The sequence below is a fragment of the Sphaerospermopsis sp. FACHB-1094 genome, assembly GCF_014696195.1.
GTDB classification, from domain to species: domain Bacteria; phylum Cyanobacteriota; class Cyanobacteriia; order Cyanobacteriales; family Nostocaceae; genus Sphaerospermopsis; species Sphaerospermopsis kisseleviana.
This window is the reverse complement of record NZ_JACJPT010000175.1, coordinates 1-6,948: the sequence shown is the minus strand read 5'-3', so window position 1 is coordinate 6,948 and position 6,948 is coordinate 1. Positions and strand designations below refer to the sequence as shown.

Annotated in this window: 2 protein-coding genes; both read right to left on the bottom strand. The window is 35.9% G+C overall.

The features are described 5' to 3' along the window. Positions 1-587 precede the first annotated feature (587 nt). A complete protein-coding gene (ppsA, locus tag H6F47_RS26165) occupies positions 588-4,205 on the bottom strand; it encodes a phosphoenolpyruvate synthase (RefSeq protein ID WP_190651666.1) in 3,618 nt (1,205 codons plus the stop codon). A 524-nt stretch (positions 4,206-4,729) separates the two neighbouring features. Continuing rightward, positions 4,730-6,598, bottom strand: coding sequence for a CheR family methyltransferase (locus tag H6F47_RS26160; RefSeq protein ID WP_137667778.1), 1,869 nt, complete (start codon positions 6,596-6,598; stop codon positions 4,730-4,732). Between the last annotated feature and the right edge of the window lie 350 nt (positions 6,599-6,948).

Below are 6,948 nucleotides of genomic sequence, written 5' to 3'. Positions count from 1 at the left end.
TAATTTTTTAGTCAACTTATTCCATGTATACGTCAAATACTTGTAGTTTTGTATGTACTTGTATAGGTTTGTCTAGTAAATTGTCAACTTAGGACAAGCTCACCAAACATGATATTAACGCCAGCTTTTTTTGAGAATAAGGTTGTCAAACCTGAATTATTGATGCTTTATTGTCTTTGTTCATGTTCTTGCTCAAGATAGTAATTTTGTTCTAAGTAAATTTTAGAATAAAAATATACATACGTCAATAACTGCTTGCAAAAATTTAATAATATCTTGTTTTGTTGAAGCTGATTTTCTTTTCAGGAGCTATAGATAATCTATTATCAATCAAAAATTAAATTTATTAACAAAAAGCCCAATAAGACTTTAAATTACTCCACACACCAGCACATATCATCCAATTTCCACCAAAGATTGACATATTTCCATTTTGTCTCGTACAGATCGTAAATTCTCCGCTATACAACTCAAACCATCCGTATTTGTTGGATATTTAAATTCACTTTTTGCTGCCAAATTTGGTGATCTGTGATTGGTGATTGGGAAAAATAAAATTAATTACCCAGTCACCAGTCCCCAATCACCTACATTCCTTCTGCTTCTGCAATTTCTAACATTGTCTTGATCACAGAATCAGGGTTAAGACTGATAGAATCTATACCCAATTCTACCAAGAATCTAGCAAATTCGGGATAATCGCTGGGAGCTTGACCGCAGATACCGATCTTGCGATTATATTCTTTAGCGGTGGCGATCGCTTTAGCAATTGTCCGTTTTACAGCTTCGTTGCGTTCATCAAACAAATGGGCAACTAACTCTGAATCTCGGTCTAATCCTAATGTTAACTGTGTCAAGTCATTAGAACCAATAGAGAAACCGTCAAAGACTTGGCTAAATTCGTCTGCAAGTAGCACGTTACTTGGCAATTCGCACATTACATAAACTTCTAAACCGTTCTCACCACGAACCAAGCCATTTTTCGCCATCTCTGCAAGTACCCGTTGTCCTTCTTCGGGAGTACGACAGAAGGGAACCATGAGAACCATGTTAGTTAAACCCATTTCATCCCGTACCCGTTTCATAGCTTGACATTCCAGGGCGAAACCTTCACGGTAACGAGGATCATAGTAGCGAGAAGCACCACGCCAGCCGATCATCGGGTTTTCTTCTTTGGGTTCAAATTGTCTACCACCTAAGAGGTTAGCATATTCGTTACTCTTGAAATCAGACAACCGAACTATCACAGGTTTGGGATAAAATGCTGCGGCAATTGTACCAATACCTTGCGCCAATTGAGCAATAAAGAATTCAGCTTTATTTTCATATTGGGCGGTTAACTCAGCAATTTTATATTTTGCTAGTTCGTCTTCCAATTCATTAAAGTGCAACAATGCTAAAGGATGTGCCTTAATGTGGTTAGCAATAATAAATTCCATTCTTGCTAAACCCACACCATCATTAGGAATTGCTGTTAAACCTAAAGCCTCCTCTGGGTTGCCCACATTCATCATAATTTTAGTGCGGGTACGAGGCAAATCATCTAAAGGTAATTCTTGAATTTCAAAGTTTAACAGACCTGCATAAACTCTGCCTGTTTCACCTTCAGCACAACTAACAGTTATTTCCTGTCCTGTCTTCAAAACTGTGGTCGCATTTCCGCAACCAACTATGGCTGGAATACCCATTTCTCTGGCGATAATTGCGGCGTGACAGTTACAAACAACTACAGGAGTATATTTGTCCGTGAAAACTAGATAATTATGATGATCGGCAACAGTAATATTATAAACTTCAGCGTCTACTGCATCTGCAACTTTAACAACTCGTTGCATTCGTAGATCACCTTGTAAAAGGTCTGCAAACTCACTCATTTCACCCAGTTGTTTATCGGAAATAAGTAAGTTTTTATCTCTTCTCAATTTGATTTGACTTGTTACATTGTCACTAAATAATTGATTAGCGGCAAAAAATCTAGTTTGAATACTTCGTGGAGTAGTGTCTCCTTTAACTCGTTGGGTATATTGTAAAATTTGCTCTAATTTTTCTACAATTTGGACATTGTAGATATTACGGTTTTTAGTAACTTGAGGAACAGTATTGATTTTCAAACAAGCAATAATCACAGCTTGTAGTAAGTTCTCCTCAGAAATATAGATGTTGATGCGGTTGTTAGCATAGCAACCATCACCATCAATTACACCTCCTAAAAATTGATAGGAAACTTCTGGAGTATTCTCTAAAAGAATTTGAGTAATCTGTTGTTCTTTTTCTTTTAAGTCATAGGCGATCGCCTGAGAATAAACACGATAAGCTGTATCTTGGCCTGTTACCTGTTTTCCTCGGATGTAACCTGAAGATACTGCTTTCTCACAAGTCGCAAAAGATTTACCATAAACAGCATTCATTTTTTCATTCATAGTAGCTATGAATGCTTGTTTTTCTGGTACAGATTTTTGGATAAACTGGACTTCTCCATGAGTTCGACTGGTGTAAATTGAACCGTCTGTAATAATTCCTCCCAAAAGATAAGCTAAATCTGCTGCTTGATCTTTGCTATTACCTAATGTGGGAATATTCTCAGATACAAGCACCATTTCTTGATTATTTAACATTTCTTGAATCTCAGTTTTGGTATATTCACCATTCCTAAGATTGACCATTTTATGATCAGGAGTTAACCGTAGGAAATTATCTCTAACTTTCCCAGTTTGAGATACACTCACACCAATTATTTGAGATGTCCGTTTCATTGCATCTATAATTGGTTTCCATTCCATCTGATGGGTTTTAGTGTTCAGGGCTAAAGTTGATAATCCTTGATATCCTTGTTCATAAATTTGTTGAATGGTCATAAAACCTTGATTTGTGAGAATTTTCGTTTCTCCATCAAAACAAGTTCTACCACCGGAGTTAGTGACAATAGCACTAGCTTTTTTCATAATCGGTTCCCAGTCCGGGTCTGTGCGGTTGGTGACTAACACTTCACCGGCTTGGAATTGGTTAATTTGGTGAACATCGAGAATGACTCTAGCTTTACCTTGACCAATCATTTCGCCAACGCTACGACCTGTTAACAGAACATCACCTTTTTCTTTGAGAACATAAGTTCTGAGAACAGTTTTCGATTTTTGTGATTGGACTGTTTCTGGTCTAGCTTGGACGATAAATAATTCTCCAGTAATCCCATCTTTTGCCCATTCAATGTCCATTGGAGTAAACATACCCCGGACTTGGGAATAATGGTCTTCAATAATGCAAGCCCAGTTTGCTAATTGTAAAATCTCATCATTGTTTAAAGCAAATTGGTTTCTTTCTGCTTCAGGAACGGAAACATTTTTGGTTAATTTTGTTCCACCTAAATCATAAACCATTTGAATTTCTTTTGTTCCCAAACGTTTTTGCAGAATGGGTTTAAATCCTTGTTTCAAGGTAGGTTTAAATACTAAATATTCATCAGGGTTAACAGCACCTTGAACCACGTTTTCACCTAAACCATAGGCGGCGGTAATTAAAGCTGCATCTTTAAAGCCAGTTTCTGTGTCAATGGAGAACATCACACCAGAACAAGCCATGTCAGAACGTACCATTTTTTGCACACCTACTGACAGTGCAACTTCAAAATGATCGAAACCTTTGAGTTGACGGTAGGAAATTGCACGATCTGTAAAAATGGACGCAAAGCATTTATGACAAGATTCTAATACGCTTTTAAGTCCGTGAACGTTGAGGTAAGTTTCTTGTTGACCAGCAAAACTGGCATCCGGTAAGTCTTCTGCGGTAGCACTGGAACGCACTGCAACGTCGGTGTCTTCACCGTATTCTTGACATAAAGCTTGATAGGAACGGGTGATCGCTTCTTGCAAGTCTATCGGAAATGGCGTTTCTAACATTAGCGACCGGGCTTGCTTACCACATTGTCGCAAATTGTCAACATCTTCTACATCTAAAGTTGCAAAAATCTTTATTAATCTGGTTTCTAAACCTGCGGCTTTGATGAAATATCTATAAGCATAAGCTGTGGTAGCAAAACCTGTAGGAACTTTCACTCCTTTAGGTTGCAACTGCTGAATCATTTCTCCCAAGGATGCGTTTTTGCCACCGACAAAGGGTATATCTGCAATACCAACGGTATTAAAAGGCAGGACTAAAGCCTCTTCTTTGTTAAATTGGCTGCTTTGTTGATTGGGTCGCATTTGCACCATGATCTTGAGTCCTTTAAAACTTACAAATTTTTTTGATTTTGATGCAGAAGCTTTTACTAACTTTTACTAAGTTGTTCTGCTTTTCGCTTCCATAATTATTTTTATATAAATAAAATCTGAGGAACTTGTGAAGATAAAAATTTAACGAAATGTGAAGTAAATATTGTCAATTTGTTTCGCAATATTACGATATATTTTGATAATTAATTAAATGAACCTCACAATTTCCTCACATTTTTCAAATATTTTATATATCAAATTTATATATCAAAACGTAAAAAAATGGTTCTTCAGTACATAGTATGCAAAATCAATCTCAAAAAACTGCAGAAGGCTTAATATACATAAGACATAAGCTACAAATATTGGATATTATTACAAAAATTGCCTCTTTACCCTGATCCTTCCTGTTCCCTATCCCCTATCAGTTTAGCATACTAAGTACGGTAGAGCCAAAAAAATTAGCTTAACATTTTCAACCCTTAAAGCCATTGACTGATCAAGTTTTTCTAACTTTTTTGAATTTATTGATTATGAATCATATTTTTGATTTTATCTACATCTGCCATCATCACAACTACCCCTTCTATTTTTTTGTCGATGAGGGGGTTGAGAGCAACATAACATTGGATTTGTTTGCCTCGGCGATTTGTAGCGGCTAAAATCATTTCTTGGAAATCTATTTTACCAGATAGAATATCACGAATAGGCGATCGCAACTCTTCCACAGGTAAACTAATATCTAAACTAAATAGAGATTTATGGATCACTTCATCATTGCGTAATCCCCATAAATCTTCTACAAAATTATTCCAAATTAAAATGTTAAAGTTTGGGTCAATGACAACCATTCCTGTTTGCAGGCTTTTAAGAATGGATGTAATAAAAACATTGGTGCGGTTCAGTTCTAAAGTGCGATCGCTTAACTCATAATTAATTGTTTGTAATTCTTCATTTGCAGATTGCAATTCTTCATTCATTGTTTCCAATTCTTGATTACTAGACTGGAGTTCTTCGTTAGTTGTTTCTAATTCTTCATTAGTAGATTGTAGTTCCTCGTTGGTAGTTTCTAATTCTTCATTAGTAGATTGTAGTTCCTCGTTGGTAGTTTCTAAATCTTGTCGAGAACGTTGCAATGCTTCTTGCAATTGGACATAACGGGTGACATCATTAAAACTTATGCTCACACCTAGTAAGCTGAGATTATCGTCTTGTAAAGGTGTGATCCGCACATCCAAGTATTGCTTTTCTGAATTTGATAAATAGCGTTCTACATTTGTAAGATTGATGGGACGATGTTCTTTGTATGCTCTTTCTATTAGCGATCGCAATTCTATTGGTCGATAGGAAATTTCCAACTCGTGAAAAGGACGATCTAAATCTCTCATTGATAAACCAAACAAACTGCGAGCTTGCTCATTGATAATCACTAATAAACCATTGATATCAATGACTATCTCCGCTACTGGGGTTGCATCAAAAGCCAACTCCTGCAAGCGAATGTGTTTAGATAAACGACGATTAGATTCATCATCTGCTGAATTTGCCATAACTAATAGGCGATCGCGTAAATTTGTTGATGATAACTTAGTAAATATTCTATTTTTTAAGTCTACAGGCATAAACAAATTAGAATACATCAGCAGCATCTCGGCTTTACCTAAAAACAAATAGCCAGTATCATTCAGGGCAAAATGAAACCTCGCCATTATTCGCCCCTGCACCTCAGAATTGAAATACATCAATGTGTTACGACACACCAACAAATCTAACCGGGAAATCGGCGCATCCAAAAATAAATTATGACGACCAAAAATTACACACCGACGCAAGTCTTGACGAAATATATAATTATTCCCTGCTAAATCAAAATATTTATCCAGTAGTTCCGTTGGTACTTTATCAATATCTTTCTCTGAATATACAGACTGACGTGCCTGATTGAGAGCTTCTTCATCAATATCTGTAGCGTAAATTTTGACTCGATGACGAAACTCTTCGACTCCTAATGCTTCAGTAAACAGTATTGCTATAGTATAAGCTTCTGCTCCCGATGCACAACCAGCAGACCAAATGCGAATCTGTTCACTATTTTTTTTGCCTTTAATAATATTAGGTATGATTTGCTTTTCTAAATATTCCCAAGCAGCAACATCCCGAAAAAAGTCGGTAACATTAATCAAAATGGTATTGAACAAATAATTAAATTCTTCTGGGTGAACTTCTAGATAATCTATATAATCACTAAAATGTTCTATACTTAAGGTTTGTAGCCTCTTAGTAACTCTACGTACCAAAGTTGAACGTTTATAGCCAGTAAAATCAAAACCCCGATTTTGTCTGATATAAGTAAGTAAATTTTCAAAGTTTTCAGGTATTTCTAGGAAAGTCATAGGGTCAAAAATGGATAATCAGGTCTCAAGATAATAGACATAGACATAGACATAGTTTGTTGAGTATGCTTAATAACTTTTCACGCATCCTCTCAATATAAATCACATTTTATTTATAAAAAAACCTTATATCTCTAATATATTTAAATTCTATGTATAAAACTGCAACTATAAATTTAGTGATAAAATATCATAAAAATGATCTAGCATTTACCAAGTTAGTGAGGTACAGAGTTTTTTATCTTAGGGAATTGGGAATTGGGAATTGGGAATTGGGAATTGGGAATTGGGAATTGGGAATTGGGAATTGGGAATTGGGAATTGGGAATTGGGAATTGGGAATTGGGAAT

Bases quoted from the DNA above. Each gene is read 5' to 3' on its own strand.
- ppsA (WP_190651666.1), bottom strand. From the start codon at position 4,205: ATGGTGCAAATGCGACCCAATCAACAAAGCAGCCAATTTAACAAAGAA.
- H6F47_RS26160 (WP_137667778.1), bottom strand. From the start codon at position 6,598: ATGACTTTCCTAGAAATACCTGAAAACTTTGAAAATTTACTTACTTAT.